Annotated in this window: 22 protein-coding genes; 7 read left to right on the top strand and 15 right to left on the bottom strand. The window is 44.5% G+C overall.

The window, feature by feature from the left end; translation table 11 throughout:
- Nucleotides 1–305 precede the first annotated feature (305 nt).
- A complete protein-coding gene (locus ACM0P2_RS09055; protein ID WP_159117428.1) occupies nt 306–908 on the bottom strand; it encodes a thiamine biosynthesis protein ThiC in 603 nt (200 codons plus the stop codon).
- A gap of 316 nt (nt 909–1,224) precedes the next feature.
- Between ACM0P2_RS09055 and ACM0P2_RS09050 the strand changes: the two genes are divergently transcribed.
- From ACM0P2_RS09050 to ACM0P2_RS09035, 4 genes are read left to right on the top strand one after another with little or no spacing between them, the layout of a single operon-like run.
- Nucleotides 1,225–1,947 (top strand): ABC transporter ATP-binding protein, encoded by a 723-nt coding sequence (locus ACM0P2_RS09050; RefSeq protein WP_159117427.1) that lies wholly within the window; start codon nt 1,225–1,227, stop codon nt 1,945–1,947.
- Nucleotides 1,944–3,386, top strand: a complete 1,443-nt coding sequence (locus ACM0P2_RS09045; protein ID WP_419227610.1) for an ABC transporter permease — start codon at nt 1,944–1,946, stop codon at nt 3,384–3,386. Before ACM0P2_RS09050 ends, ACM0P2_RS09045 begins: the two co-directional genes overlap by 4 nt.
- Complete coding sequence (locus ACM0P2_RS09040) at nt 3,383–4,699, top strand: DUF3526 domain-containing protein (RefSeq protein ID WP_419227609.1); 1,317 nt, start codon at nt 3,383–3,385, stop codon at nt 4,697–4,699. Before ACM0P2_RS09045 ends, ACM0P2_RS09040 begins: the two co-directional genes overlap by 4 nt.
- Nucleotides 4,696–6,891 (top strand): TonB-dependent siderophore receptor, encoded by a 2,196-nt coding sequence (locus ACM0P2_RS09035; RefSeq protein ID WP_419227608.1) that lies wholly within the window; start codon nt 4,696–4,698, stop codon nt 6,889–6,891. The genes ACM0P2_RS09040 and ACM0P2_RS09035 overlap by 4 nt, the downstream gene beginning before the upstream one ends.
- Nucleotides 6,892–6,974: 83 nt before the next feature.
- On the opposite strand, the gene ACM0P2_RS09030 is transcribed toward ACM0P2_RS09035, so the two are convergent.
- From ACM0P2_RS09030 to ACM0P2_RS09010, 5 genes are all read right to left on the bottom strand, one after another.
- Nucleotides 6,975–8,201 (bottom strand): hypothetical protein, encoded by a 1,227-nt coding sequence (locus ACM0P2_RS09030; RefSeq protein WP_419227607.1) that lies wholly within the window; start codon nt 8,199–8,201, stop codon nt 6,975–6,977.
- Between the two features lie 245 nt (nt 8,202–8,446).
- Nucleotides 8,447–8,698 carry a hypothetical protein gene (locus tag ACM0P2_RS09025; RefSeq protein ID WP_236547035.1) on the bottom strand — a complete coding sequence of 84 codons (252 nt, stop codon included), beginning with the start codon at nt 8,696–8,698 and terminating at the stop codon, nt 8,447–8,449.
- Nucleotides 8,699–8,805: 107 nt separating this feature from the next.
- Nucleotides 8,806–9,645, bottom strand: a complete 840-nt coding sequence (locus tag ACM0P2_RS09020; protein WP_173358731.1) for a DUF3307 domain-containing protein — start codon at nt 9,643–9,645, stop codon at nt 8,806–8,808.
- A 90-nt stretch (nt 9,646–9,735) separates the two neighbouring features.
- Nucleotides 9,736–10,455, bottom strand: a complete 720-nt coding sequence (locus ACM0P2_RS09015; RefSeq protein ID WP_419227606.1) for a hypothetical protein — start codon at nt 10,453–10,455, stop codon at nt 9,736–9,738.
- 131 nt (nt 10,456–10,586) lie between these two features.
- Nucleotides 10,587–12,011, bottom strand: a complete 1,425-nt coding sequence (locus ACM0P2_RS09010) for a diguanylate cyclase domain-containing protein (protein ID WP_159117421.1) — start codon at nt 12,009–12,011, stop codon at nt 10,587–10,589.
- A 146-nt stretch (nt 12,012–12,157) separates the two neighbouring features.
- Here ACM0P2_RS09010 and ACM0P2_RS09005 point away from each other — a divergent pair, with 146 nt between their 5' ends.
- Together ACM0P2_RS09005 and ACM0P2_RS09000 are read left to right on the top strand one after the other, a co-directional pair.
- On the top strand, nt 12,158–12,733 hold the full coding sequence (locus ACM0P2_RS09005) for an exopolysaccharide biosynthesis protein (protein WP_159117420.1): 576 nt from the start codon (nt 12,158–12,160) through the stop codon (nt 12,731–12,733).
- Between the two features lie 180 nt (nt 12,734–12,913).
- A complete protein-coding gene (locus ACM0P2_RS09000; RefSeq protein ID WP_419227605.1) occupies nt 12,914–13,687 on the top strand; it encodes a DNA/RNA non-specific endonuclease in 774 nt (257 codons plus the stop codon).
- 60 nt (nt 13,688–13,747) lie between these two features.
- Here the strand turns inward: ACM0P2_RS09000 and ACM0P2_RS08995 are convergent, their stop codons facing one another.
- The 8 genes from ACM0P2_RS08995 to ACM0P2_RS08960 all read right to left on the bottom strand — a co-directional run bounded on the left by ACM0P2_RS08995 (nt 13,748) and on the right by ACM0P2_RS08960 (nt 24,432).
- Nucleotides 13,748–14,599: a sterol desaturase family protein gene (locus tag ACM0P2_RS08995; protein WP_159117418.1), complete on the bottom strand. Its 852-nt coding sequence runs from the start codon at nt 14,597–14,599 to the stop codon at nt 13,748–13,750.
- 115 nt (nt 14,600–14,714) lie between these two features.
- Complete coding sequence (locus ACM0P2_RS08990) at nt 14,715–15,356, bottom strand: CDP-alcohol phosphatidyltransferase family protein (RefSeq protein WP_173358732.1); 642 nt, start codon at nt 15,354–15,356, stop codon at nt 14,715–14,717.
- Nucleotides 15,350–15,988 (bottom strand): ATP-binding cassette domain-containing protein, encoded by a 639-nt coding sequence (locus tag ACM0P2_RS08985; protein ID WP_419227604.1) that lies wholly within the window; start codon nt 15,986–15,988, stop codon nt 15,350–15,352. The genes ACM0P2_RS08990 and ACM0P2_RS08985 overlap by 7 nt, the downstream gene beginning before the upstream one ends.
- On the bottom strand, nt 15,978–17,741 hold the full coding sequence (locus tag ACM0P2_RS08980) for an ABC transporter permease (protein WP_419227603.1): 1,764 nt from the start codon (nt 17,739–17,741) through the stop codon (nt 15,978–15,980). The genes ACM0P2_RS08985 and ACM0P2_RS08980 overlap by 11 nt, the downstream gene beginning before the upstream one ends.
- Nucleotides 17,741–18,958, bottom strand: coding sequence for an ABC transporter substrate-binding protein (locus tag ACM0P2_RS08975; protein ID WP_373995994.1), 1,218 nt, complete (start codon nt 18,956–18,958; stop codon nt 17,741–17,743). The genes ACM0P2_RS08980 and ACM0P2_RS08975 overlap by 1 nt, the downstream gene beginning before the upstream one ends.
- 90 nt (nt 18,959–19,048) lie before the next feature.
- The gene (locus tag ACM0P2_RS08970; protein ID WP_159117414.1) at nt 19,049–19,939 is read right to left on the bottom strand and encodes a DUF547 domain-containing protein; all 891 of its coding nucleotides are present in this window, start codon (nt 19,937–19,939) and stop codon (nt 19,049–19,051) included.
- Nucleotides 19,924–22,077, bottom strand: a complete 2,154-nt coding sequence (locus tag ACM0P2_RS08965; protein ID WP_159117413.1) for an FAD-dependent oxidoreductase — start codon at nt 22,075–22,077, stop codon at nt 19,924–19,926. The genes ACM0P2_RS08970 and ACM0P2_RS08965 overlap by 16 nt, the downstream gene beginning before the upstream one ends.
- A 15-nt stretch (nt 22,078–22,092) precedes the next feature.
- Entirely contained in the window at nt 22,093–24,432 is a 2,340-nt protein-coding gene (locus tag ACM0P2_RS08960; RefSeq protein ID WP_419227602.1) for a TonB-dependent receptor, read from the bottom strand.
- A gap of 166 nt (nt 24,433–24,598) precedes the next feature.
- Here ACM0P2_RS08960 and ACM0P2_RS08955 point away from each other — a divergent pair, with 166 nt between their 5' ends.
- Complete coding sequence (locus ACM0P2_RS08955; protein WP_159117411.1) at nt 24,599–25,009, top strand: hypothetical protein; 411 nt, start codon at nt 24,599–24,601, stop codon at nt 25,007–25,009.
- A 118-nt stretch (nt 25,010–25,127) separates the two neighbouring features.
- Here the strand turns inward: ACM0P2_RS08955 and ACM0P2_RS08950 are convergent, their stop codons facing one another.
- Nucleotides 25,128–25,592 (bottom strand): EVE domain-containing protein, encoded by a 465-nt coding sequence (locus ACM0P2_RS08950; RefSeq protein WP_159117410.1) that lies wholly within the window; start codon nt 25,590–25,592, stop codon nt 25,128–25,130.
- Nucleotides 25,593–25,758: the final 166 nt, after the last annotated feature.

The raw sequence follows: 25,758 nt of genomic DNA, 5'->3' as shown, positions 1-25,758 counted from the left end.
TAGAAAAATTGCGGGTTCAAATCCCGCCAGCTCCACCAATTCAATAAAAAAGACGTCCCATGACGTCTTTTTTTATGTCTCAAACTCAGTAACTTCACCTCGACAATAGCCATGATGTGAAAACATGCTATGGAATTCACACGCCCTCTGTAACCCTACTATCGACACAACCTTAATCAATTAGAAAAGTCGTTAGCGGCAGGTTAAATACACTAAACAGCATATCGCTGCTCACGCCCCTACCGACCACTAACACGCTTCGACGTTTTATTTAATGAAGTACCTTAATTAAAAGATACTAAGCCCTAGCCTGCTTTTCGATTTAGGCTGATTAAGCAGAAAGCCAATAATAACGTTGCAATCATCCCTGAAGCGCCAGCTACACCTGATGGTAGAAAGCCATCGCGACCAAATATTATTAATATGGTATTGGCAAACATAGCGACTACGCCTGCTATAGCTGTAAGACCACCAATCGCTTTACCACCTTTTGCCACAAAAGATAGGCCGAAAACAAAGGCTGCTAAGCCTAATAACAATTTTGCTGCGTAGTAAATCATGAAAGACAAAGACACTACGCCGCCAATTAAAGGCTTAGCACCTTCTACTGCACCAGCAACTTGGCCGAAGGTTGAAAATAACGTTAGGCCAATGCTTACCTGCACTATATTCAGAACCGCGCTTAAAGTAATAGCCGACCAGCCTAGCTGCGTGTTTTTTGCCTGCACCATAGCGGTACTAGCAAAAGCAGCTAGCACGGTAAAGATTACGGCTTCAAATCCCCAGGCATACTGCCTTGAAAAGCTAATTCCGCTGCTGTAAAGCGCTGTAAAAACAGCCTGTGTTATCGCTAGTAGTAATAATAGCAACGCTGTAATTTGAATGGTGCGCTTATGTGTAAATTCCATTATGACTCTCTTTTCTTTTAGATATGTAAGTAACATTTATTGATGTGGCTATAAGACAGGTATAGCTAATTAATAATTTCACTAAATTCGTTAAAAATTAAAAACCATCTATAAAGGAAGGAAGCTTTGTACTCTGAAAGGCAGTCTTATACCAGGCGGCAAGTCATCTCGTTCATATCTTCATCAGTTTTTTATTGAGCCACAGGTTTCACTACGTGATTGGTCATTCCACTCGCACTTGATAGTAAAACGTATTCCCATTTAATTGGTTATATTATAACATTGCGCACAAATTTCAGTTACAGCACGTTATACAATGCAAACAAACTCAGTAATATGCGCAGACGCGCTTACCGTGCGCGTTGAAAACCGCACGCTCCTAGACAATCTAAACTTCAACGTTGGTAAGGGCGAAGTTTTCGCGCTTTTAGGCGGAAACGGTGCCGGTAAATCTACTACGCTTAAAACCTTTTTAGGTTTGATGAAGGCAAGTAGTGGTAGCGCTACTGTGTTGGGGCACAACGCCACTACTCACCCTAACGATGTTCAAAAGTCAGTCGCTTACTTACCTGAATCTGTAACGCTTTATGGTCACCTTTCTGGCTTAGAAAATATCCGTTACTTTCTTTCGGTAGCTGGTGTAGAAAAATCAGACGAAGACATGTTTGCAGCACTTCGCAAAGTAGCGCTTCAAGAAGATTCATGGAATAAGGCGTTATCAAACTACTCGAAAGGTATGCGTCAGAAAACAGCCATTGCGCTTGCTTTGTTGCGTAATGCCCCGGTACTGTTTTTAGATGAGCCCACCTCAGGCCTAGACCCTGCTGCTATTGACGAGTTTAATGCGTTGGTTTCTGAGCTAGCAGCCAATGGCGCTACCATTTTTATGGTAACCCACGACGTATATGGTGCTTGCCAAGTCGCTCACCGTATTGTGCTTTTAAGCAACGGTAAGCTAACCGGCTCCTTCGAGCGTGTTGGCGATACGCCTATCGACACAGAAGCGGTACACGCAGCATTTTCAGGGCGCAAAGCATGATATTTAGTGTAGCAAAAACCATTTGTGCAGATCAGTGGCGCTATTGGCTGCGCACGAAAGTCGCTGCTACGGTACTCTTGCTAGGGGCGATACTGACCCTTGCGGCATTGGTTGTGAATGCATTTCACATTGAGGAAGCCGCGCACGCTAGAGAGCACCTTCAAACTGAAGCAGAAGAACGCTTTAAAGCGCAGCCTGATAAGCATCCTCACCGCATGGTGCATTACGGTCATTACGTTTTTCGTGCCCCTACTCCATTAAGCGTGATTGAACCTGGTGTAGACACCTACACGGGTAACGCTATTTTCTTAGAAGGGCATCGACAAAATAGCGCCATGTTTGCCAAGCAGAGGCAATCAGCTGGTCTTACGCGTTTTAGTAGCTTAACCCCTAGCTTTCTTGCGTTAGTACTTGCGCCGCTGTTTATTATTATTATTGGTTACGGCAGCGTATCGCGAGAGCGCGAGGCCGGCACACTTACTTTGTTATTGTCGCAAGGTACTACGCGCTGGCAGCTAATGTTAGGAAAACTGTTAGCGCTAATTACAGCTAGCGGCTTGTTCTTACTTCCTTTGCTTTTGGCCTGCTTGTATGTGGCTTTTTCAAGCGAAAGCCCGCTTGTGGTGCTGCTATTTTGCTTAAGTTACGCCGTTTACTTCTTGCTATGGGCTACCGTTGTAACCGCGTGTTCAGCGTTATTTGAAAAAAGCAGTGTTAGCTTCACCATGCTTATTGTTATTTGGATGGCCGCATGTGTTTTACTTCCTCGCTTGGGAAGCAGTGTTGCCACTAATGCTGCCCCTTCTATTGGCAAACTTGAAGCTGACTTCAAAGTAGAAGAAAAGCTTAGAAGTTTGGGCGATGGTCACGACGTTAACGACCCTGCATTTAAAAAGCTAAAAGAAGATTTGTTAGCAAAATACAATGTAGATTCCGTAGACGACCTTCCCGTTAATTTCCGCGGTGTTGTTGCTCAGTATTCAGAAGGCAGACAGGCAAAAGTGCTGAATGAATTTGCCGAAAACAGAATGGGTGAAGAGTTAGAACAAGCACATATTGCACGTCAGTTTGGTTGGCTATCGCCTACCGTTGCGGTTCGCGCAATCTCTACAATATTAGCGGGTACCAGCCTTGAAACCCATCATCGTTTTTTACGAGAAGCAGAAGCTCTGCGCCTTGAGTTCGTGCAAGGGCTAAATAAAGTGCATGTTGAAAAACTGGATTACAAACTCGACATGAACCGTAACGCAAGCGAAGAAGCGGCTGATAAAGCGGTTGTGGATGCAGACAACTGGGCATTACTATCAGAATTTAACTTTAAGCCCGAAGCAGCAAATACACGCATTTCAAATGCGCTTGTTTATTTTCTACAACTCTTTGTTTGGGTCTGCATTACCGCCTTACTTTTAAGAGCGGCTGTTAGGAGGTTAAACCCATGATGCGTTTTACCGATCTTAAACGTGAAGCTAATTTTGTTTTTGGTCACCGCCAAATAAAACTTACGTTATTAGTCGTATTTCTTTTAAGCGCGGTGTCTTTGTGGTCTGGTTATGCAGAAATGCAGGAACAACAAGCCACTATTGAACGCTTATTAGAAAAAGACCAAATAGAGCGTGAAGCCGTTATCACGCACCAGTCTAGCTATGGCATGGTCGCGTATTACGCATTTCACCTTACTTATGCACCTCCCTCCCCACTTGCTTTTGCAGCCGTAGGTGAACGCGATGTATTCCCTTGGAAGCATCGTATACGCATGCTGGCGCTAGAAGGCCAAATTTACGAAAGCGATACCGATAACCCCGAACTGGCGTTTCTAGGACGTTTTGATTTTGCCTTTGTAACCAGTGTATTGCTGCCGTTATTTATCATACTGCTGCTCTACGATTTAAAAGCTAAGGAACGTGAAGCTCGCCGTTTTGATTTACTCAATGTAACAGCGCGCAATGCCCACGCTATATGGACAGCGCGAGTGATCGTTACCTTGGTTCCTTTGGCTCTTGTTACGCTTGTTCCCTTTGTGGTTTTCGGTTTATTTAACGGCGCTTCTATTTCATCAATATCAACCGTTTGCGCAATAGTAATAGGTAACATTGCAATTTGGAGTGCCATTGTTCTTGTAATTGGCGCCGCAAAACGTTTTGCAAATTTCAGTGCAACGCACCTTGCCTCTATCATGCTGGGCGTTTGGCTTGTTACCACCGTTGTTGTGCCTGTAACTGCACACTCGGTAATTAATGCGGTGGTTGAAACACCTGAAGGTGGCGATATTGTGCTTACCCAACGTGAAGCAGTAAATAGCGCGTGGGACAAGCCTGTTGAAGATATGTGGGCGGCATTTATTGCTACTCACCCACAATGGGCAGACTTCACAACGTTTGATCCTGAGAGAGATACTTCATTTAATTGGAAGTGGTATTACGCATTTCAGCAAGTAGGCGACCAAACGGCTAGTGACTTGTCGAAAGCTTATCAGGCCGCCACGCTTCAAAGAGACACCATTGCAAGCTACGTAGCCTTGCTTTCTCCTTCCTTGCTTACGCAACGTTTATTATCAAGCGCTGCTGATACTAATGTAAGCGCGATGGTGGGCTATGAAAATGATGTACGCGCTTTTCATCAGGCGCTACGAAAATTCTATTACTACCACCTTTTCAAAGACCCTGAATTTTATCAGGAGAGCTTTGAAGCACTGCCACAATTTACACCAAACACTAAAAGCTCACACGAGAACAGCACAGGAACAAAAGAATGAAAACTTGTTGGGTGAAAACATCACTTGCAGCCTCTATATCAGCTTTATTAAGCACGTCGGCTTTAGCGCAAAGCGATAACAACCAAAATGAAGCTGATGTTGAAAAAATAACCGTGCACGGAATGCACCGCGCGTATCAAGGGGCTTTTGAATACAAAGAAGTGCCTGCAGCTGCCCAAGATATAGATTTAGGGCTACTGAACGATGCTGGTGCTATTAATTTGAATGACGCATTAGACCTTTCTGCATCTGTCGCGCGTCAAAACAATTTTGGTGGTCTTTGGAATAGCTTTGCTATTCGTGGCTTTTCAGGGGATGAAAACTTACCCAGCGGTTTTCTGGTAAACGGCTTTAATGCCGGTCGTGGCTTTGGCGGCCCGCGTGATTTATCTGGTATCGATCATGTAGAAGTATTAAAAGGCCCGAAAGCGGCGCTTTTCGGTCGTGGTGAACCGGGTGGTGCAATTAACCTGGTAACTAAACGTCCTCAGTTTCGTGAAGGTGGTGAGATTAGAGCTACTTACGGAAGCTGGGAGCAAATGCGCGTTGAGGCTGACGTACAAACCGTTGTAGGCGCAACCGAGAATGTCGGCGTACGCCTAGTTGGTTTTTATGAAGACGCGGACAGTTTTCGCGATACAGTAGAAACCGAACGCTTTGGGTTCTACCCGTCGGTAACTTGGGAAGCATCGGCAGATACAACCGTGACTTACGAACTAGAGTACACAGAACAAAAGATTCCGTTTGATCGTGGTGTAGTGGCTATTGACGGCGAATTAGGTCATCAACCCATTGAAACCTTTACTGGCGATCCGAATGGCGACACTATCGATACCGAAGTTGTTGGTCATCAAATTGAAGTTTCTCACAAGCTTGCTGATGACTGGAACTTGTTGTTAGGTGCAGGACTGCGCGACACCACGTTTGAAGGTAATGCGCTTGAGACTAACTTTGGCGGCCGTCAAACATTATTTATTGACCCAAATCAAGCCTTGTTATCGCGCTTTAAACGTTATCGTAATTTTGAGACAGATTACCTTGTTTTACGAGGCGAAATAGCGGGTGAATTTGAAACAGGCTCACTGACCCATCGCGTAATTATTGGTGCTGACTACGACAAATTTGAAAACGATCAGTTAATTCTGCGCTATCGCCCGCCGTTTTTCTCAAGTGATACTGACATTAACGATTTAGATTTAGACCAGTACCTTGTTGTCGATATATTTAACCCTGATTACTCGCCCCTGCCCGATGTTGAGCTTTCAGATAATTTAGATCGTCTAGAAGTGCAAAAAGCGTGGGGTGTTTACTTCCAAGACCAAATAAACCTTACCGATAATCTTCAAATTCGTTTAGGTGGCCGATTCGATAAGTTCGAGCAGGAGATTGATAATCGCTTAGCAAGCCCGGTAAGCACAACCTCGCAAGATGATACCCGTTTCTCGCCGCAAGTGGGCGCCATTTATGTGTTTAACGACAGCACAAGCGTGTATGCCACCTACGGCGAAAGCTTCCGTCAATTAACAGGTTCAGACTTTGCGAGTAACCCTTTCGAGCCGAACGAGTCAAAATCTGCTGAGATTGGCCTTAAAACCGATTTAACGTCTATGTTCGATAATGTACGAGGCGATATCACGCTTTCAGTTTTTAATATTGAGCAAAGCAATATCCTAGTGTTTGACGACAGCGAAGAAGCATCAGACGGCTTTTTCTTAACTCCGGCAGGCGAAGCGCGAAGCCGCGGTATCGAACTAGATATCAACGCCGAGTTTGAAAACAAAGTTTCACTTTGGGTGTCTTACACCTTTGTTGATGCAGAAAGTACAAATGATGCGGCAGATGCTAACTTTGTGGCTGCGATAGAGTCTGGCGACCCGCTAATTAACGTTCCAGAAAACCAGTTAAGTATTCAACTAAGTAAAGACCTTACTTTAGCTGATATGCCAGTGCGCATAGGTTCTGGGCTGCTGTACGTTGATGAACGCTTAGGGCAAACTGCCACCGACTTCTATTTACCTAGCTATACTACAGTGCGTGCTTTTGCTGAGATAGAGCCTGTTGAAAACCTATTGGTTAAAGTGGCGGTAGATAACCTGTTTGATAAAGAGTTTTACACTAACTCTTTTGCTGACGTATGGGTTGAACCGGGAACACCGCAGCGCTTCAGGCTAACGGCTGCCTATCGCTTCTAATCCACCGATTTGTAAGAATAGGGAAGCTTACTTTCGTTAAGCTTCCTTTTTTATAATGCCAAACCCGTTTATCTAACGTTGATTCAAGAGCTTTGCAAGGTTTGAATTGGCTCAATATCAGTCGTGTTATTTCTAATAAACGACTCTATATCGTTGATTTTCTCTTTAGAGAAACCCAACCTTGCTTCTATTGCAGTAGTACCATCAGCGTTTTCAATAATATCAAATTCATTTACGCCCAAGGTGCGTGAAAATGCGGTGTGAACTTGATTATTGTTAATGTCGACAATCTTGATTTTGGTCGACGTTCTATAAATAGCTAGCGGACCTAATTGAGTCTGTACCCAGTTAACTGACCAGTAATAGTGGCTGTAATTAGGTAGGCCAAGCTTAGTGTAGAGCGCCTCTTTAAAATCGACATTATCGCACTTGTTCATCACGGCATTTTGACGTCTACAGTTTGAGTATTCTGCAACATCCTTTCCGCCCAAACTTACGTCCATAGGTACAATAGTATTACCGTCAAGGCTGACTAATACATAGTCGTCGAACTTAGTAAGACCAAACGTACTGCCTATTTCTTTAAAAGAATCGAATAGACCTCCTACACTGTCATTAGCATCTCGCGGATCCTTTTCAAGGAGAATAAAACCGGTGGAGGCGGCATCACCTTTTTGATGCTGTGCAATATGATAATTATCTAAAAGCGTTATATTCTTTACACTGTCACTATTGATGAAATAACGAAATGCTGACCCTGGACGTCCAATGATGAAGCCATCTGACGTCGGAATTACGCTGCTTCCTGTTGCAGTCTTGCCCGTAACCGTTTTAACTTCATATCTGTCGCCACGTTTCCATACGGTAGCAATTTTCATCGGCGCTTCAGCCGATTTAGCCTTGTGGTATTTAAGGGTAAAAGAGCCGTCAAAGTTCTCTACTGCATAGGTAAATTCACCGGTGAATCTGTTGCCGCCAAAGTTAGCCACTTGTCCTTCGAAATCATGAAACATATCACCATCAATCATGATCCCATCTTTTTTGCGGTAAAAAATTGCTGGGCCGCCAGTTTCATCAATTTTTTGCTTTTGGGCGGTAAGATCGTTAGCGCTGATCACCACCTCCGGTTTAGGTGCTGCCTGTTGTTGCTGCTGAGCACCAACGGGTAGTGACATTCCCTGAATTTTAGCAAGAAATGCCTGTCTCATCTGATTTGCCATCGCTTGCTCTTCAGGTGTTGGGGGCGTGCTTCCACAGGCGGTTAGGAGCGAGACAGCCAGTAAAGTTGGAGCGAAAAGTTTTGCGTTCATGTGTTTTCTCTTTTTTTACGCTTTAGCCAATTATTTTGAACTGAAGCTTTTTTATGAAAACAAAGGATTACGAACGTTATGGCACTAAAACCACGCTACCCTGCATAGTTAAGTGTTTTTGAAATGCCGCAATCCCTTGCTCCCACTATTAAAGAGTATTCTGACCTTAATTTCAATTACAACATTTCTTTTTATGTATATTTTTTAATCACTTAGAGCGCAAATACATTTTCTCAAGACCACCTTCAAACCTCGTCAGAAGCAGGCCATTCTTGCTCTGTTAGAATACTTGCTTCAATAAGACGCTTACGCTTATTCTCAATGACTAATTTCAATTCATCTCTAATTAATCTTACTGCAGGCGTAATAAGATGACGACTGGGAAGCATCAGCCACATTTCTGTTAACGGTATACGGTAGTCGGTCAAAATTCGCTGCAGCTTTTTACTTAATAAATCATTTGCCACATCAATTACTGACTTTAATGAATAACGCATAGGTTAGTTTCATTTAATAATTAATAAGCAGAGTAGCAACCGCTAGTCTGCTCAATTGTTTGTTTAAAGGCGAGGGTTTTGCGGGCTTTCTAATAATACGTGCCGATCTATTTTACAGGTACGCTTCCCAACACGGCCCCACATGCCAATCCGACTGCCATGGTAAGTGCAACACTGGTAAACGTTCCCAAAAGCACATATTCGGTAAGCTTTCTGTCTTGATGTTTAGTTAGATCTCCAAAACGAAAAATGGACTTCGCCGCAATAAGAAAGCCAATAGCAGAAAATTGGTTTAACAGCACGAAAGTCAACATGAGTGTACGCTCTAGGTAGCCAATACGCTGCCCCGCCAGTGATAAGGTTTGTTGTGCTTCGGTAATGATTGTGGGCGGGTCGTTAGGATGTTTAGGTGAAGGGCTAGTTGCCAGTACTTCGCTGCTCCAAGGCGATAACAACTGTTTGATAATAATAGAGCTAGGTTTTAGTACTGCTAAATAAGCAAGTATGACTGCTAAGTGCGCTACGCTGAGCTTCTTGAAAAGATGAATGGCAACTTCCCATTGATTCGTTGCATACAGGAACACGGCAACAAGAATCAGTATGTGCGCAAATTGATCAGCAATAAACGCCTTAGTACTCTGTGCACAATACGACTTAATTACATCAATTTTAAAATGGGAAACCGCTATAACTATCGAGCTAACACCTAAAGTCCAACCATTTACGTTTTGAGTAAGCAACAGCATTGCCCCTGCTGCTAGTATCCCGTGTAAAAGCGTATGTAAATAAAGAGGTAGTGCCAACGCATGCCGTTCATTTCTCTCTTGTACCCATGCGTAAGGCTGAAAATAAAAATCTGCAAGTATATGCGCCAGCAATAACCCGACTAAAACTTCAGGTTGTTCCAATGATAAGTCAGCCGGGATATTTACGTTTTGAGCCAGCATGTTACTTCCCTTTATAAACGTGAATTTTTGATGTTAAATTGAGAGTGATTTTCTCAACCTGCGTCGCTCTCTTGCGTAATATCGCTATTGTCATTTTTCCGCGTCGCAGCTTTGCTGCCAAGATGCAATTTCTTCTTCCATGTAGCTGAGATATTCTGCAACTAACTTATAATTACTGGCGTTTAGAATACGGCTTATATTGCTTCTGTTTTTATTAAGTATGGTCGCAATGTTCTCATGACTTTTATCTTTTGCCTCCAAGTAAGCAAGCACAGTTTGCGATTGTATTTGCGTAAGACCGGATATGTGCGCATCGGCAAATCGTGTGAGTAATTTCGTTTTATTCTCTAGTTGCTCATTCTGACAAGAAAACGCAATATATTGGGGTTTTATTGTATCAAGGCCCCGCCCCGATAGAACAAAGGCCTCGCCTGTACCAATTTTTACCTCTTGCTGTCGAAATTGAGCTTCTCCTATTGCAGCGCTTACCCTCACATCTGCACTCAAAGGGAGAGCCTTCAAGGCTAATCGTATACCAATTGCAATTTGCATGCAGTGCTGAGGCTGCGTCACAGCAAGTTGAAACGCATCGCCTCGATACATATCGAAGTTGCCTACATACTGTGACGCGTATTTTGAAAGTTGTAATTTTAACGCTTCGAGTATGTGATTAAGTTCGTCATTGGAAAACGTTTGAGAATTCGAAATGTCGCCGGTTATCACACCTAGCATATTATATTTATGAGGCGCTTGGGATAGACCGTCCGCACTATTGGATTGCGTAGTACTTGTTGTTTTTGAGTTTGACATCGCCGCTTCCTTTACATCACATATCTCGATATGACGCTTTTGATATAGCAAGTATACACCTTACACTCAACACAACAAAAAACAATCACAAAATAGGATGTGATTATTTTTAATCACATTTGTTACTGTGATTAAAATGAGTAATAGATCAATGTTGATAGGGCAATGAATAAGGATTGATATGAGTGGTGGTTGAAGCAAGAACAAACAACACTTACCGTAAGTTTTTTGTCATACGCGGAAGCCTCGCGCGGTATATTCAAAAGCGTGACATTGCGTAATATGCGAGAAGCAATTGCTTTAGCGGCAATGTTGTCTGTTCCGGGTAAAATAATCGCAAACTCTTCACCACCATACCGGGCAACTAAATCATCACTGCCTAAACAACTGTTAGATAAGGTCTCTGCAATTTTTATCAGAACCTTATCGCCGGCAACGTGCCCGTAGTCATCGTTATACTGCTTAAAGAAATCCACATCGATAAGAAGTAGGCTAAGCGCAAGCTCCTGCTCTTGGCATCTTTGAATATCACGTTTTAATGTAGTGTCGAATAGACGCCTATTTGCAATACCGGTAAGGCCATCTATGTTTGCTAGCTGTTCAAGCTGCTTATTAGCCTCAAGAAGTTCGAACTGCATTTTTTGTAAAATTTTGCGATTGTGTAGACTTTGTAACGTGTTACCTAGCATCTCCCCTATTCGGCGCAGATATTGAATATCAAATGTATTCCATGAATAAGGACTACCTATGATGTCACAGCCAATGAAACCGTATGGGGTATCGTTCACCATAATACGAACACACAAAATAGAAAAGATGCGCTCCTCTTCAAAAACCGCTTTTTCCGCCGCAGCACTCTCGGGGAGCGACGACACGTCGTCTACTTTAAATAAACCGTTTGCAATATGACTCGTGAAGAAGGGCAGCGAGCTAGTTGGCATATTTTGCAGCTCATCAATAAAAGGTGAAACCCCCGCTGCAACCCATTCATGGGTGTTCGACATAAGCGCCATGTCTTCGCTGAACTCAAATAGGTAGCACCTATCCACATTGCTAAACTCTCCAAATCCAGCAAGAGCCTGATCAATAATATTGTCTAACTCGTTAACACTTGCATTAATAAGCTTTGAAGAAAAGTCTGAAAGCAATTGATTAAAAACAATATGCTTGCCCGCTGCAGAGCCTTGTTGATTGTTGGCAACCAAATCACTTCCGTCAGGTCTAATATAAAGTACCAGCCAGTTGTCTTCTGACGTGGTGATAATTCCACCCTCTACGTGGCAATTCATGGCTCGACATTGAGTTTGCACCCTGTACTGTTGGGATACGGTCCCCTCAGTAGCAGCGATATAGAAAGGAAGCGTATTTGCGGCAGCTTTTTGTTTAGACTGGCTGTCAAAAAACATTATTGAACTCTCGTCGAGACCGTTCAATTTTGTAATCCCAAACGTTTTTTCAAACCCCGTGCTGCAATAAACTTCCTCCCTATTAATACGTTTAAACAAAATACTTGATGGCATTTGCTTTAAAACGGCAACAATATCTTCACTACTCAAGCGCATCCCCAAACATGAACATTCTTTAAATGTAGCAAAGCACGACCAATAGTAAAAAGTACACCTCGCGTTTTATTAAACTTATTTAAGAAATTGGCGTATTCATTACAGACGTGGCCGTTTAAAAAAGGATTTGACTGCATATTATGAGTAACTCCATCGCTGATTTGTTAGATGAGATGTATGATGAAAATTCTGACAAGACGTCTCTAGGAAAAGTTATAGAGCGCTTTGAAGACAGAGGGTTTGGCCCCTTACTGCTGGTTCCAGCGTTAGTCGCACTACTCCCTACCGGCGCTATCCCAGGCGTACCAACAATATGCGGAATAACGTTGTTTTTTATTTGCATACAAGTGGCTATCGGGCAGAAAAGCCCATGGCTCCCCCGCACTCTAAAGGAAAAAGAAGTTGATTCCGATAAGTTAGAAAGCGCAATAGATAAAGCTAAACCCTATGTAAGAAAAACTGAAAAGTTACTTAAACCTCGCCTAACTTTTTTATCTGACACTTCTGCTAAAAATGTTATTGCCGCGTATTGCGCCATTGCTGCACTTTGTATGATCCCGCTAGAAGCGCTTCCCTTTGCCGTCGCCCTACCTGCCTTTGCGCTTTGTATAACAGCCCTAGGTATGACTAATCGAGATGGCGTGTTTCTTGCGATAGGCATGACGCTTCAGCTAGGTACCGGTTACTTAGTTTTTAAAGCGATGACTATGATGTAAAACTGTAAAACCGCGCGAAAGCACATTCCTACTTAGCAAACAATCTCTTGTTTTTTGATACGTCTTACGTACTATTCGTGGAATTAGAAAACTGTACTTCGGGCCAGTTGACTTTAGTCATCTCAAAATGTGAACAGCCTCACGTGCGAGAAATTGCTACCACTAAAACAGAGTCAAAAAATGAAGAGAAGTGTTGTTGTATCTCTTGCTATATCCTTTGTTTTCACTGCATTTGATACTTTTGCTGAAAACTGTGTTTTCAGCTGCCCCATTGGTTTAAACGGGCAAACCATTACCCGCTCTATATACACGCTGCATAATAACCCTCAAACAAAGTTCGCAAACTGGGTGGCGTATCACGTCACCCCAGAGACTATCGACGGCCCAACTAGAAGCCGCAACTGGAAAGCAGACCCTGAATTGGATGATGAAAGCACGCTAGAGCCTAATGACTACAGGGGCGCGTGGCGGGGCATAGGCACCGATAGAGGGCATCAAGTTCCTCTTGCTTCTTTTAGTAACTCACCTAATTGGCGAGAGTTGAATTACCTTTCAAACATTACGCCTCAAGACTCTGATTTAAACCAAGGTCCATGGGTGAAGCTGGAAAACGCGGTTCGCAGTCTCGTTAGAACAGGTCAAGATGTCTATGTGGTATCAGGTCCTTTGTATGAATGGTTTTTCGCTGCGTTACCCGATGCAGATGAGTTGCATAGCATCCCTAGCGGTTATTTCAAAGTTATCGTGAGTGAAGTTAACGGTTTAATGGAAGCCTCTGCATTTATCATGCAGCAAAATGCTTCTCGCCGTGATGATTACTGCGCCACGCAAGTTACCATTGACGAAGTAGAAGCGAGAACCGGGTTAGATATCATGCCAGTATTACCCGATGAAAGTGAGCAAACCATTGAAGGCAGGGTCGGTGAGCTAGCTATGCGACTTGGCTGTAGCTAAGCCTTTCTTCGCCATACAAGCGTAAAACTATTATTGATAGACAGCCTTTTTACTTGCTAACTAGTTGCTTTTAAAAGGTTGCAGTAGCAAGGCACGAATTGAAGCATTTTCTTTTACCGCAGGCACATCCCGTTGGCCTATGGAAAGTGTTTCGTCGCTTTGCTTCGCTCTGGGGGTAAAGCTTTTAAAAAGTCTGTCCCACCAAGATACGCTAAAGCCATAGTTAGAATTTGATTCTGCCTTTGCTTGGCTATGATGTATGCGGTGCAAGCGTTGTGTAATAAGCACCCAGCCCACTCTGTCATCCCACTTTTGCGGCAATCGAATGTTAGCGTGGTTAAATAGCGCAAACCCATTAAGTGCAACTTCAAAGATAACAATAGCAATGGCTGGTATGCCTAATATCGCTACGGCCAAAGCTTTAACACCTAGGCTAATAGCAATTTCCACGGGGTGAAATCTAAGGCCTGTAGTGGTATCCACATGGCTATCGGCGTGATGCATTTTGTGGAAGCGCCATAGAAGAGGCACTGTATGAAACAACCGGTGTTGCCAGTAAATAAGCATGTCTAGCAGCAGTACGCTTGTTACCACTATACCAACAAAAAAATAACTGCCGTATTGGGTATTATTCGTTGGTTCTTTGGACAACGAAATGCTGTCTATTTGACCTGTCATTAGGTTAAACAGCCCAACGCCCTCTTGCTGAGCCCATATGGATACGCCAACTAACGTTGCGGGAAGTAAAACTCTAGATACTAGTGCCCCTAACACCACCATGGATAGGTTTCCTACCCAGCGTGTTTTTCTATCTAGCACGGCATTACGCGCTGGAAACAAGGACTCCAGTACGGCCATAAAGGCAAAGATACCAAGAAATACACTTAGACGAATAACAGACGCATTATCCACTGTAGCTCTCTTTTCGACTTGATTTCATATTTACTTCTTAACTACTAATTACGCTTTGTCCACAGAGAAGGCGCAGTTCTGGCACCCTACCCTTATAAGTTGTGACGCCCTCAATCTAATCAGTTGCCGAACACTGACTTTGTTCTACTTTATTTAAGGTGCTGAACCCACCTGCAATTCGGGTGATCACCGTTACCGCGCAAGCAGCGGCAAAAATATAAGCAAGTGCCGCGAAATGCTCGGGCCAGATGCAGAAAGCTAGAAACATGAGAATTGTTTCTGTGCCCTCGGTTAACCCCTGCATATAATAAAAGCTCTTGTTAGCGAACTGTGGTCTGTCGATATCAAATTTTTCAGCTGCAATGGCAAAAGCCAAAAAGCTACTGCCCGTACCGATAAATGTGGCAAGTAGCACTATTGCTGGTATGCCCCAGTTGATAGGATCAGCAATACCAAATGCCAAGGGGATAGATGCATAAAACAAAAAGTCTAGGCATATATCAAGAAACCCACCTGCACTGCTGCTACTTTGTTGATAGCGCGCTAACTCACCGTCAATACCGTCAAACGCCCTGTTGAGTATAATGCAGCTAAGTGCCATTCCCCACCAGTTAAGAATAATAAAGGGAACAGCGAAAATACCTATAATGAAGCCTGCCACAGTAACTTGATTCGGGCTAATGCCTGTTGCATCCAGTTTTGTGATCAAGGGCTTTAATAGCGGTTTAATAAATGGGGTAATTTTCGCGTCTAGCATGATGATAGCTCTATTATTTGACCGCCGGCTGCAATGGCGTCCTCTTTGTCGTGTGTTACAAGAACTGCGGGAATGTTTCGCGCTTTAAGCTGCACGAATGTCCAGCTACGAATTTGCTCACGAAGAGCAAAATCTAGCTTACTAAAAGGCTCGTCTAACAATACGACGTCAGGTTCGGAAGCTAGCGTTCTTAGCAGAGAAACACGGGATTGCTGCCCTCCTGATAATGAAGTGACTGCGCGTTCCCCTATGCCCTTCAAGTCGACAGCGCTAAGCATTTCATCGATAGCCTGCATTTTAGCTTTTCGGTTAGCGTGACTGTCTGAAGGCATGGCGAAGGCAATATTTTCAGCTACCGTCATGTGCTCAAAGAGCAAGGCGTCTTGGAACATTATGCCTACTTTACGCAAGTGAGCGGCTTTGTCGTTTACCACCGCCCCATTAATTTTGATGATACCGCTAAAACTGAACGGCGCGTTAAGTTGACCAGTAATAGCCTGCAGCAAGGTAGACTTTCCGGCCCCACTAGGCCCCATTACCGTTAAAATTTCTCCGTCTTTCACACATACATTCACTTTTAATAGTGTGTTTTGTGCATGAGAAACCACCAAATTTTCTAATCTAAGCGCCATGTAATACTGCCCTGCTCTTTTTTTCTGAAGTACGTACTTTGCTACCCGTTTTCACTAAAGCGGCGGGTAAATACCACGCTATTACAAAGCCAACTAAAGGCATAATCGCTTGGATAATAACGAATACCGCCGTTAAGCGCGTACTGCTTCCCGACACTGACGCTACGGCTTCTGTAGTGATAGTGGCAATAGTGCCTCCCGAGGCCAATAATGTAGGTAAATACTGGCTGAAGCTAATAGCAAGCCCAAGCGCCCAGGCCACCATAATGGCGGAAAACAGGGATGGCAATTTAATATGGTAGAACACTTGCCAGGGCGTTTTCCCCAAGCTTTGTGCAACCTTTGCGTATCGTATGTCGAATTTGCGATAGGCTACCGCCATAGACAAAAACACGTAGGGAACGACATAAACCATATGGGCAATGTAGGTGTGAAACCAAACAGCGTCTTGCAGCACGAGTTGCTGGAACCAAACCAAGCCATATAAAAAAGCCACGCCGGGTACTAATAGCGGCAAAAACAGTGAGACGGAAAAAGCCCTGTCTGCATTTACACCTGCGGGTTTAAGCTGTTCACTTTCAAGTGTAAATAGCACTAGCCCCAATGCTGAGGTACTTACCAGTATGCCTAGTAATAAACTATTAGAAAGTGGCGTTGCGAGAGTTTCAAGTGCTATTCGCCAATGCAATAGCGTTGTACCTTGTGGCAATAAATCAGGGTACAGCCACTGCTTAGCAATTGAGTACATAAGCACCGAATAAACCACCGCGCCAATTAAAGCAACGTATAGTGCTACCGTACTATAAGCGGCGCATTGCACAAGGCGATCAAAAAAGCGCCTATTCCCCTTCGAAAGCCTTTTCCTTCCCGCATATATCACTATACGCTCGACACCTAACAACAACAGTAACGCCAAACCACTAACGGCAACCTGAAGCACGGCTGCACTGCTTGCCAATAGGCGCATAGATAAATCGATATGATTAAACCAATGCATAATGGCCACGGCCAGGGTGCTGGGGTTATTCCCTCCTAATATAAGCGGAATTTCCACGTTAGAGGTGGCAAAGACCAACACTGCTAATATAGGTAATCTGATTTGTGTGAAGACAGTGGGCATTAAAAGCTTAAAAAAGGTTGCCACGGGCGAATAGCCAAGTGCCGTGCCCACTTTGATATAGCCAGAAAGTTTACTTTTCACTAATGGCTGGGACATCACACTTAACGCCATTAAAATAATAAACGGCAGCTCTTTTAAGCTTAACGCCAGCAGTACGCTTAGCCCCCCAGAGTCGTATGGAAAAAAAGCATCATATGGGAAAAAAGCGTCGCCGGCACCAGGAATGGCAAAGTTCGTTCCAACTGCAGCTATCCGAGCAAATATGCCTGACGGGCTGAATACAAATAGCAAGGCAATGGCGGCAGCGGCGTGTGGAAAAACAAGAAACGGGCTCAATAAGCCTTGTATTTTGTTAAGCCAATTCGATTGATAAAACGAAGCTAATAATAAAAACGCGCCAGCTATCGCCAGCAATGTGGACCCCACCCCAGTAAAAAGTGAAAGCCACACCATCTGCCAAATATCATCAAGAGAAAATAGCGTTTTAAATATGTCGAATGAAAAGGTGTTGGCACCTATGGCAGGGAAATAGCCTAACGCAGGAAATGCCACCCCAACCAATCCAGCTAAAACAGGAATGCACAGTAAAAGTAATAAGCACCAGCGTGCAAACCGGGTAAATTGAGCGAACATTAATAGCGTGCTCCGTAGCGTTCGTACCAAGCTTCTCGCAATGCATCAGTCCAGCTTGAATGAGGTTCAGCCAGCAATACGGTTGGTTGAGACTTATCCAGCGCCGATGGGTGAATATTATCTTGTACGAAAAGCGCTCGGTCTGACGCTGAGAGGCTTTCAAGATCAAGCACGGTATCGTCTCCCCACACCTCTACCGCCTGTTTTTTAGCTTGTGCCTGCGGTGAAAGCAAAAAGTTAACCACCGTTTTGGCCGCCGCTTTGTTCTTTGAATTATATGTAAGCCCTACAAAATGTACGTTTGCCAGGCTGCCGTCTTGCATAACATAAGTACGAACATCGTCAGGTAAATCGAAACGAGTTACCGCCGAAGGAATTTCTGCAGCGGTAAAAGAGAAGGCCATTGAAAGCTCGCCCGTTCCCACTAAACGTTGCAGTTGGGAGGCTTGCCGTAACATGTGCTTACCCTGCTGCCACATAGTAGGATGCAGCGCATCAAGATACGCCCACAAACTCGGTAAAACCGCGTTTAACGCTTTATCGTTTACTGGTTGATAGAACAGGCCTCGTTTGTCTTTATTGAGTCCAAGCGCTGCATACTTGATAAAACTAATACCTAAATAATCGCTCGGTACTGGGTAGGTAAATCTACCCGGTGACTTTTGGCTAAATCGTAGAAGTTCTTCAATGGTTTTCGGTGCCATTAGCCCTAGCGTATTAAAGTGTGCGCTACGGTAGTAAAAAACCATAGACGCTTTGCCCCAAGGCGCCTCCATTCCTAAAGTAGGCTCACCAAAGTCTGTGGTTACAGCGGGGTTTTCATCAGGATTAGTTAGGCTAAAGTTGTCAAGTTCACCTACCCACGAAGCACTAAGCAGGTCGTGCTTTTTCATTGCCGCGAAGTTTTCGCCGTTTATCCAAATAAGGTCAACACTGCCGTTATTGTGATTCCCTGACGCCTTTTCAGCAAGCACACGAGAAACTGCATCACTGGTGTCAGCCAGCTTTACATGCTGAAGCTCAATATTAAAACGGGTTTTTACTTGCTCGGCTACCCACTGAAGATAGCCATTGACCTGGGCGCTACCACCCCAGGCATTAAATCGAACAAGAGGTGCTTTTTCGCCGGCTGCTTCATCGTTGGTTTTGCCCACCGCGGGCTGGGCTAAAGCAAATACTGACAAAACGACTATGCAGGTAAAAAAGAATACCTGCATGGGGGTACACAAGGGTCTATTTGTACTTAACTGTCCCTTAGCTTGCCACCCTGAATTCATTTGGGTGCCCCCTTAGCGCGCCTGTTAATGTTACCGCGTAGCATTAAGCGCCCAGTCATAGTTTAGGTATTCAATGTCAGCAGTATCATTTTTTAACGCAGAAACTTGCGCTTCGGTTAACTGCATTGCGTCTTTGTACAGCAAAATAAACTCGGTAAGCTTTGATGTGCCGCGCCATTCGCCCTCTTTACGTTCAAAATCCTCACTGTACCAATCAAATATTTTTGATAAGTGAAGTGTGTTATCGCTCATTTTATTACGAGAGCCATCAGCCAAAAATCGCTTAGTTTGTGCCTCTAGCTGTACGTCTAGTTTACCCCCTGTGTAAGCTTCTTCACGAAGCGCCGGGCAACCTACGCTGGCACAATTCACCGCGAAATGAATGCGAGGCTCGTTATAGGTTTTTGTAGTTTGGTTTGTACCGCGAATAAGTTCGTGTTCAATTTCATCTAACGTGCGAGTTTCGCCTAGCAGCGGCGCTGTTTCTTTTTTCCAAGGCGAGGAAAAGAAACTGCCTAAATCTCGAATGGATTCGATATCTGGGTACTCAGTTAAAATAAGCTCGATAGTGTAGGCGTTGTATGCGTTAATCAGAAAAGCGAGCTGTTTATCCTTATTCCATGAATCGAATGTACTTTGCTCGACCTTAGCCAATCGCGCTAAATACTCGTTAAGCCTGGTCCGCTCTTTTTTAAAGCCATCGTAATCTACTTGTGTACTTGCGCCGTTGGAAATCGGCGTTACATACTTACTTAGTAAATTATCAAACGTGCTATGCAAGCCCTCTTCAGCGCTAGCATAGAAACTTACGCTTGCAGCAAACAGCGCTATGCTGCTTGCTGCAATACTACGAAATAGAAACGCCAATTTACGCTTTGGAATCACTTGGTTAGTTTCCACAACGATTACCCTCTGCGCCATGTGTGGAATTTCTCTACGTAGCTAAGTAGTTTTTCAGGTGCATTGGCGCGCTTCCAATTGCCTGCTGCATATTTTGCGCCTTCAGCCCACGTAGGATAAGCGTGAATAGTGCCAAGAATTTTGTTAAGCCCCAGATCATGCTTCATGGCAATAACAAATTCGGCAATTAAATCACCTGCATGTTCAGAGACCACAGTCACGCCCAGTATTTTGTCTTTACCTGGCGGCGTAAGCACCTTTATAAAACCCTTACGCGCACTCTCGGCAACTGCACGGTCCAATTCTGCAAATTCATAGCGGGTAACTTCTACATCGATATCTTGTTCTGCAGCATCCCGCTCGCTTAAACCAACCCTGGCTACTTCTGGGTCGATAAACGTTGTCCAGGGGATAACGCGATAATCGACTTTGAACTTTTTAAACGTGCCAAAAAGCGCATTAACCGCCGCATACCATGCTTGATGTGCGGCAACGTGGGTAAATTGATAAGGCCCTACTACATCGCCAGCAGCAAAAATATTTGGCATGAGGGTTTGCAAGTATTCATCGGTTTCAATGGTTCTATCAAATTGAATACCTAAATCTTCAAGACCAAATCCATGCAAGCGTGCCTTTCGCCCCACAGCCACAATAACTTGGTCGTAGGCAATGGTAGATTCAACACCTTCTTTTGCTACCACTAGCACTTTTTCGCCATTTTGTTGCTCAAAGCGAAGAGCATCATGAGAGGTTAATACGTTAACGCCATTCTCACGCAGCACAGATTCCGCGTATTCGGCCACGTCTGCATCTTCGCGGCCCATTAAGCGAGGAGCCCGTTCAACTTGTGTCACTTCGCTGCCAAGACGTGAAAAGGCTTGAGCTAGTTCACAACCAATAGGCCCACCTCCCAGCACAACTAAGCGTCTTGGCGCGTTTTCAAGCTCAGCAAATTTGGTCCATAAGGTGTCAGAGGTGACATAACCACTTTGCTCAATACCGGGTAGGTCAGGAACAAAGGGCGCTGCGCCTGTAGCCACAACAATATTCTTTGTGGTCAGCGTTTGCGTGCCGCCATCGTTCTTTTTAATTTCCACTGTCCATGGGTCGATGATCTTCGCATAGCCTTTTACGACATCTACACCCAAGTTAGTGTAACGCTCCACGCTGTCATTAGGCGCAATTGCCGCGATCACGTCATGTACACGTGCCATCACTTTTTTAAACGACATGGCAGGGGCTACTGGCTCCAAACCGTAACTATCAGCATGGCGCATTTGGTTGGCCACTTTAGCCGTTTTTATTATGGCTTTACTGGGCACGCAGCCATAGTTGAGGCAGTCGCCCCCCATTTCCCCAGCTTCTATAAGCGTGACTTTTGCTTTCACCGCCGCAGCAATGTAGCTGGTAACCAAACCACCCGCACCCGCACCAATTACCACTAGGTTGCGATCGAACGTCTTCGGTTTATTGTAGCCTTTGTAAACGCGACGACGATTGACTACCGCCACGATAGCTTTAGCAATCCAAGGGAATATGCCTAAAAGGACAAATGAAAAGATAAGCCCTGGCGAGACAATGCCAGACAAACTGTCTATTTGTGCAAGCTGGGTACCTGCGTTTACATACACTGCAGTACCTGCGAGCATGCCCACTTGGCTCACCCAATAGAATGTCCATGTCTTAAGTGACGTCAGCCCCATTAATAGGTTGATCAGGAAAAACGGGAATACTGGCACTAGGCGCAATGTAAACAAATAAAACGCACCTTGTTTCTCCACGCCTTCATCAATCTTTTTAAGCTTTTCTTTAAACTTGTTGCGTACGGTGTCGCGCAAAATAAAACGCGATACTAAAAACGCCAGCGTTGCGCCTATGCTCGAGGCAAACGATACAATAACCAAGCCCTGTACCAGGCCAAACAAGGCCCCTGCTGCCAAGGTTAAAATAGCCGCCCCCGGCAATGACAGTGCGGTTACTGCAACATAAATGGCAAAGAACACACCAATGCTCAACACCGGGTTTTGTGCTATTTGCGATTGGAACGTATCTAAAGAATCCTTCATGCCTTGAAGGGTTAAATAGTTATTTAAATCAAAGTAAAAAAAGCTGAATATGGCGGCAACAATTACCCCTAAAAGCGCTATTTTTTTAAACATAAAAATCCTTAGCGCTTAAAACGCGTATTGCATGGTAACTTGAGCGTGACGAGGTACGTTTGGCATGACAAGTGTCGCACCGAAATACCCACCTTCAAACAGCGGCTGCCAGTTTTCTTCATCGGTCACATTAATGATATCTAAACGCAATCGAAGGTCATCTGTTACTTGATAGTCTGCATTTACGTCAACCGTATATTGGTCGCGAATATGCACAGTTTGCAGAAAGTCTAGTGGGAATGACTTGGTATAGAGAGCACTTGCACCCACTTGCAAGTCATCTGTAATTTGCCAGCCAGCGTTAATTGAAGCGATTTGTGGCGGAATTCCCTGAACACGACTGTCTGATGCAGGGAAGGCAGCAAATGATGGCGACCCTACCCCCGTACCTTCAATAATGTCTGGGCGACTGTTGTCGAAGGCGTCGATAACCTGCGCGGTACCTTGGAACGCCGCTGAATTATCAAAACGCGCGTCTAAATAACTATAAGCCGCATTGACCCAAACGTTATCAGCTTGATAGAACATTTGTAGTTCGAAACCTTGTGTTTTAACACCGCTGTTACTGCCATCGCGATTGCGTAAGCTTCGGGTCTGGTCAAACACAGCGGCCTCTGCGTACCAGCTACTGTTCGGCGCGTATTTTACGCCCACTTCATATAGCGTATTTTCAGTGGCAAAGTTAAGCGGGTTAATCTCGTTATTACCGCCTAACACCGTGCCCCCCGCCATACTGTTCGATGTCGCGTCGTTTTCTGAAAACGCGGCGTATATATTGACATCGCTTGTCAGCTTATAAACTGCACTTAACTGATAGCTGGTTAATGTATCACTGTACGAATCTGAAGCCGCTTCAACACCAATAGGTGCTAGTGGGTCACGTGCCTCAACGTCGTAGTAATCGACACGCACGCCAGCAATGGTAGAAAACTTGTCTGTCCATGTAGAGCGTTGCTGAAGCGCGAGGCCTGTTTGCCATGCGGTAGAGTCGGTGGTGTCTGACAAATTAAAGTCGCCGCTTCCATCACCATCTAGATCGTATTGCGCACCCGGTGAAACATACACGCCAGGACGCAGCTCAACTAATCGGGCTTTTTGGGCATCGGTAAGCGGAATAACGCGATTTGAGATAGGCCCGGTTAAATCAATCGGATTATCGGCCTCAGTGGTAAACTGGCTATAGCCCAGCACGTCGTTGTAACGTAGCGCTAACCCTATCGTCGTGGTTTGGCTGTCGTTCCACTTATAATCTAGCTCAGTGCGGTTTTCGAACGTGTCAGCCCCGTCAATGATCTCAACAAAGCTATTTTGCGCAATTTCTTCACGCTCAAGGTATTGGTAATAAGTAATGTTGCGAAGCGCCACGTTATCAGCCACTTTGTATTCTACATTGCTTCGAATAACTGTGGTTTCGGCACCATTGATGTCATCAGGGTTAGTAAATACACGGTTACGAGGAATAACCACTTCACCGGTAGGAGAAATAATAGCACCAGCACCAGGTACGGAACTACCATTTGGCTGAGTGCCTTGACCGGTAATATAAACGCCGTTGTCGATAAGGTCTTGTGTTGGGCGGTTTATACCTGCGTTATCTGGATAATCTGTGTCGTAATATTCAGCGCTGATATCCCACGTTAGTGCATCGCTCGGTGTATAACGATATGCAACAAATAGGTTTGTACTATCGCGCTCAGCAAAGTCATAGAAGCTGCCGTGGTCTAGGTATTCAGCACTAAAGCGAATGCCACTTTTGCCTTCTTCTATTGCCGTACCGTAATCGACTTGCGCTGAATACTGATCCCATCGCCCGGCGCGAAGGGTGACTTTACCGTTGCTTTCTGTGGTGGGCGCAACCTTAGTTTGAAGGTTTACAAAGCCACCATTGCGTTGGGTACTGCCAAATAGCACTGGTGATGGCCCTTTCACTACATCAATTTGCTCAACGCTATTAAACGACAACGGCAAGCCAAAGCCGTTATTGCCAGCTTGACGACGCACGCCATCTTGGAAAAGCTCGCCGAGTTGGCCCCGTATACTCGGTAAGCTTGGCGTACCAAACCCGCTTGATGCGTACGCATTGGGCGCTGCTTTTACGATGTCGTGTAAATCGTTAATGTTAAGTGCTTCAATGGCCTCTGCCGAAAGTGAAGTTACCGCCCGCGGGGTCTCTGCTGCACTTAAACTGCTACCAAAAATGCCTTTAAGTGTGTTGTCGCCGGGATTTAGCGTGTTTATATTTTGCTGGTTGCCGGTGACTTCAACAACTTCAATATCTGATACGTCTTGAGCATAGAGCGATTGACTGATGGCAAGTGCGAGTGTGCTAAGCGCAAGGCCGATTACTTTTTTCATTAACAATTCCGTATTTTTAATTCTTATTCGACAAGACCGATACGCGTATCAAAAAATTTCAGAACAATTAATTTTCAAAAAATATTTAAAAACAGAAAATTAATTGAAATTTTTATTTTGAACGGTCGTTCTAGTATGCTTGCACTATTATACTTTTGGGGCATGTATGCAAAACAACACCGATATTCAAAACCGACTGCAGTGGTCGTTACTTTCTCTTCGCGTAACTATTTTTATTGTTATGTTCGTTTGGACCCTTGATAAATTTGTTAATCCTGCACACGGCATGGCCATTTTCGAAAAATTCTATGGTATCGGCGGCGTACCTGAAGTCGCTGTTTATATTATGGGCGCTTTACAGCTAGCATTGGTTTTGTCCTTCCTAGCGGGCATTGCGAAAAAATACACCTACGGCCTTATTTTTATTCTGCACGGTGGGTCAACCCTTTCTTCATTTCCCCAGTATCTAGACGCCTTTAATCACTTGCTGTTTTTTGCAGCCTGGCCCATGTGGGGCGCGTGCTTTGCCCTTTTCCTATTGCGCGATGCCGATACAAAATTTGCCTTTGGCAAATAATAACTTTGCGGCGAGGCGAACTGCGCGGTGTTTACAAGCGAGCTCAACTTATTGATATCATCTCAATGTCGGCGCTTTTTTATAGCAAGAGAGCGGCCCACACTCTTTTGTCATTGATCTAGTCTTTGGCGGCAGCATAAAGTTGCTGCCACTCAACCTCTTCCACGGGCATAATAGAAAGTCTTCCGCCTTTCTTTACTAAAGGAAGCTCTGTAATACCTTCCATACTTTTGATCACAGAAAGTGGAAGTACGCTGGAAAATTTCTCTGCAAATTTCACATCGACGCGATACCAACGCGGTTTGTTCTGACTCGATTTAGGGTCGTAATATTTTGATTCAGGGTTAAACTGTGTGGTGTCTGGATAGCCGTCTTTTACCACCTCGGCAACCCCTGCAATACCTACCTCTTTGCAACTGGAATGATAGATAAATACTTTATCACCCTGTTTTACACCGTCTCTTAGAAAGTTACGGGCTTGGTAATTTCTTACCCCATCCCACGGTTCCGTCTGATCAGGTCGACTTTCTAAGTCGTCGATAGAAAATGCGTCGGGTTCCGTTTTAAATAGCCAATACGCCATAGTTGTTGTTATTTCTCTTCGTTGTAAATACACAAGCCATACAAGCACCTATTATTGAATGCACTCCGGTTATCGATGAGCCGTCACTCAGGTTGCTTTTTCATACGGAACACTCGCAAAAACGTGTGCTCACACATAGTCTTTTGGCTTTTTTGTTTAAGTGAGT

The sequence above is a fragment of the Alteromonas sp. OM2203 genome, assembly GCF_048517045.1.
Taxonomy (GTDB): domain Bacteria; phylum Pseudomonadota; class Gammaproteobacteria; order Enterobacterales; family Alteromonadaceae; genus Alteromonas; species Alteromonas gracilis.
The sequence above is the reverse complement of the archived record's forward strand: the minus strand, read 5'-3'. Positions and strand labels throughout refer to the sequence as shown.